This is a genomic window from Deltaproteobacteria bacterium, assembly GCA_030654105.1.
Classification (GTDB): domain Bacteria; phylum Desulfobacterota; class SM23-61; order SM23-61; family SM23-61; genus JAHJQK01.
On record JAURYC010000346.1, the window covers coordinates 1 to 3,896 of the forward strand.

Here is a 3,896-nt window from a genome sequence, read left to right on the forward strand (position 1 = left end):
CTCGGCATCACCGGCCACCCTCGAGGCGGCGGATGCCAACTCCCGATCTATTTCTTCAAGGCCTCCTACCCGTGGAATCTCTCCTTGCCGGAAGCGCTCGACCATGGCCAGGGTGCGGCTGAGCAGGTTCCCCAGGTCATTGGCCAGGTCGGCGTTGATCCTACCGATGAGGGCCGTTTCGCTGAAATTGGAATCCAGGCCGAAAGGCATCTCCCGCAGGAGGAAGTAGCGGAACGCATCCAGGCCATACTTATCCTTCAGCTCTAAGGGCTTGACGATATTCCCCCGGGTCTTCGACATCTTGGATGCGGAGACGATCCAATAACCATGCACGTTCAGGTGCTGGTAGGGTGGAATCCCAGCCGACTTGAGCATCGTCGGCCAGTAGATGCCGTGGGGTTTGAGGATGTCCTTGGCGATCAGATGTTGGCAGACCGGCCAGAATTGGCCGAATCGTTCGCCGTCGGGGTAATCGACGCCGGTGACATAGTTGATCAGGGCGTCGAACCAGACGTAGGTGACGTACTCGGCATCGAACGGCAGGGGGATGCCCCAGGCCAGCCGGCTTTTCGGCCGGGAGATGCAAAGGTCTTCGAGAGGCTCGCGGAGGAAAGCCAGGACCTCGTTGCGGTAGCGCTCCGGGCGGATGAAATCGGGGTGGTTCTGGATGTGCTCAATCAGCCATTGCTGGTACTTGCTCATGCGGAAGAAATAATTTTTTTCCTTGATGAACTCGGGCTCGGTTCCGTGGTCCGGACATTTTCCGTCCGCCAGTTCTTTTTCGGTTAGGAAGCGCTCGCAGCCCCGGCAGTAATGCCCCCCGTACTCGCCAAAGTAGATGTCCCCGGCATCGTAAACTTTTTGCAAAATGAGCTGGACGACCCGCTTATGGGCTTCTTCGGTGGTGCGAATGAAGCGGTCGTTGGTGATGTTCAGCTTGGGCCAGAGCTCCCGGAAAAGGTCGCTGATGCGGTCGGCGTAAGACTGGGGAGTCTCCCCGGCGGCCCGGGCGGCCTGGGCCACTTTGTCCCCGTGTTCATCCGTGCCGGTCAAGAAAAAAGTCTGGTACCCGGCCAGTTTATAGAAGCGGTTGAGCACATCCGCCACGATGGTGGTATAGGCATGGCCGATATGGGGCTCCGCGTTCACATAATAAATCGGCGTGGTGAAATAAATTCTGGTCATTTCCCTTTCCTGTATTTTTCGAAGAACGATTCTTCCCGGATTTCATTCAGGCCCACTTCCACTTCTTTACCATCATCCAGAGCCACCCGAACTTTCTGGCTGATGATGTTTTGCTGGGTGACCTTTCCGGCTCCCTGAGGGGCGACCACCCTCTTGCCCACTTTGGGCAAATTTTTCTTCAACTCGGTATAGGTATCCATTTCATAGGCCAGGCAGCACATCAAGCGGCCGCAGGCGCCGGAAATTTTCTGGGGATTCAGGGCCAGATTTTGTTCCTTGGCCATCTTCACCGATACCGGCTCGAATTCCTTCAAGAAGGTGCAACAGCAGAACTCCCGTCCGCAAGCGCCCAGGCCGCCGATCATTTTGGCTTCGTTGCGCACGCCAACCTGGCACATCTCGATGCGGGTCTTGAAGACGCTGGCCAAATCTTTCACCAGGGCCCGGAAATCGACCCGCCCCTCCGAAACGAAATAAAAAATAATTTTGCTGCCGTCCAAGAAGGAGTCCACACCGATCAATTTCATGGGGAGATTGTACTCCCGGATTTTTACCAAACAGAGCTTTTTGGCCTCCCGCTCCTGGTAAAGGTTTCGCCGTCCTCTTTCCATGTCGTTCTCGTCGGCCAGGCGGATGACTTTTTTTAAAGGCTTGGAGAAAAACGCCGCGCCCCTTTCCATGGGCATGCGGGCGACAAAGCCAAGCTCCGGGCCGCGCTCGGTCTCCACCATCACGATGTCCCGCTCCTTCACGGTAAACTCCGTAGCATCGTAATCGTAGATCCTTCCATGGTCCCTGAATTTTACGCCGATAACTTTCATGATTTTATTATGGGACGCAGATTGCCGCAGATATACGCCACCAACAAAAATTAAAAAACGCCATGCGCATAGCGCTAAGCGCTTAGCGGTTCTCTGCGTTCATCTGCGTCCAGAATAAATTTCCTTTCCTCCCGAATTTTTTTTCATCTCCAGCATCAAGGTCTCCAGAGCCAGCTGCCGGTTAGCTTTCTGGGCGATAGATTTTTGGATGTCGGAGATGAGTGCAAAAAAAGAGTCCAGACGGTCGAAGGAATACTTCTTGGCTTCCTCGGCAACCTCCGGGGCCAAGTCATGGTTGATCAACCTTAGCCCCGATCCCTCCGGCCCTTCTCCCTGGACCTTGAATACCACCAAGTCCCTGACCCAAAGTTTCCAGAGTTCCAGCAGGTCGTTCACCTCTTCTTCTTCTTTGGCCACCCGCTCACAAATTGCCAAAATCTCTTCCGTGGTTTTCCTGGATACATCCGAGAAGGTGCGCAACCAGTCCAGGCGTTTCTGAAAATCCACCCGATTGCTGAGGGCTAGAGCTTTTCCCGCGCTTCCTCCCGCCAGGGAAGCGAAAAAATATGCTCTTTCTTCTGGCCAGGAGTGAACCCTTTGCAGAATTTGAACGATATGGCCGATGGCTAATGGCCTAAATTTCACCCATTGACAGCGCGAAAGGATCGTCGGCAAAAGTTGGTGGGGCCGGGAGGTAATCAAAAACAGGTGCGTCTCGTCAGGAGGTTCCTCCAGAGTTTTCAGTAAAGCATTGGATGCGGCCTCATTCAAGCTGTCTGCTGGGTCGATGATACAGGCCCGTTTCCCCCCCTCCAATGGTCGGTAATGAAGACGTCTTTGCAGTTCCCGGATTTGATCGATCTTGATGACCTCGCCTGCGGGCTCCACCACGATCACATCTGCGTGGTTGGAGGAATCAATTTTTATACAGGATGAGCACCTTGCGCAGGATTCTCCTTCCGCAGGAGGGGATTGGCAGTTCATGGCTTTGGCCAGCGTTAGGGCGGTGAGGCGTTTGCCAACTCCGTCGGGGCCGAGGAAGAGATAGGCATGGGCCAACCGCCCGCTCCGCAAGGCGTTGCGCAAGATGGTTAAGGCGCTTTCCTGTCCCCCAATTTGGTCAAAGGGCATAATCAACCTCGAAGCCCACTGGGGAGACAGGAGATGATTTCCCGATGCAGGGTTTGTTCATCTTTCATCCCATCCAGAATGATGATCCGTTCGGGCTCACCCTCGGCCAAAACAAGATATCCTTCTCTCACCCGGCGATGAAAATCGAGGGCTTCTTTTTCGAAGCGGTCTTCTTTGCTGGCGTGTTTTTCCATTCGCTTAAACGCCCGCTGCAAGCCTTCCTCCACGGGCAGGTCTAAAAGGAACGTCAGGTCCGGTGTTACTTTATCCATGGTTCGGGAATGAATTTTTTCGATCCATTCCCTATCCAGTCCTCGGCCATAACCTTGGTAGGCAAGCGTAGCATCGGCGAATCGATCGCAGAGAACGATTTTGCCTTCCTGAAGAGCCGGGAGGATGACCTGGCGGATATGCTGCACCCTGGCGGCGGCATACAGGAAAAGCTCGGCCATAGGTTCAATCCCCACACTTTCCGAAGAGAGCAAAACCTGCCGGATTCGCTCCCCCAGCTCTGTCCCGCCGGGTTCGCGGGTAAGGAGAAAAGATCGATGGATCTTTTGCAGGAAGGAGGACAGGTGGCCGATCTGGGTAGTTTTCCCGCATCCTTCGATTCCTTCGAAGGTGATGAAAAGGCTCAAATTTCCTCCGGTTTCAAATAATAAAATTATACCCGAATTGAGGGGTTTTAGCAAATTGGGAGAGTTTTTTAGAATACCGCATAGCGCAGAGCGGGAATATAAAAAAGGAAAACCCTTTTTC

Annotated in this window: 4 protein-coding genes; all 4 read right to left on the reverse strand. The window is 54.0% G+C overall.

The window, feature by feature from the left end:
- A partial coding sequence (gene metG, locus Q7V48_15165) for a methionine--tRNA ligase (protein MDO9212067.1) occupies nt 1–1,185 on the reverse strand: 1,185 nt, incomplete at its 3' end.
- Nucleotides 1,182–2,006, reverse strand: a complete 825-nt coding sequence (locus Q7V48_15170) for a stage 0 sporulation family protein (protein ID MDO9212068.1) — start codon at nt 2,004–2,006, stop codon at nt 1,182–1,184. The genes metG and Q7V48_15170, both read right to left, overlap by 4 nt.
- A gap of 99 nt (nt 2,007–2,105) precedes the next feature.
- Nucleotides 2,106–3,137, reverse strand: a complete 1,032-nt coding sequence (holB, locus tag Q7V48_15175; protein MDO9212069.1) for a DNA polymerase III subunit delta' — start codon at nt 3,135–3,137, stop codon at nt 2,106–2,108.
- A gap of 2 nt (nt 3,138–3,139) precedes the next feature.
- Nucleotides 3,140–3,775, reverse strand: a complete 636-nt coding sequence (tmk, locus tag Q7V48_15180) for a dTMP kinase (GenBank protein ID MDO9212070.1) — start codon at nt 3,773–3,775, stop codon at nt 3,140–3,142.
- Nucleotides 3,776–3,896 lie beyond the last annotated feature (121 nt).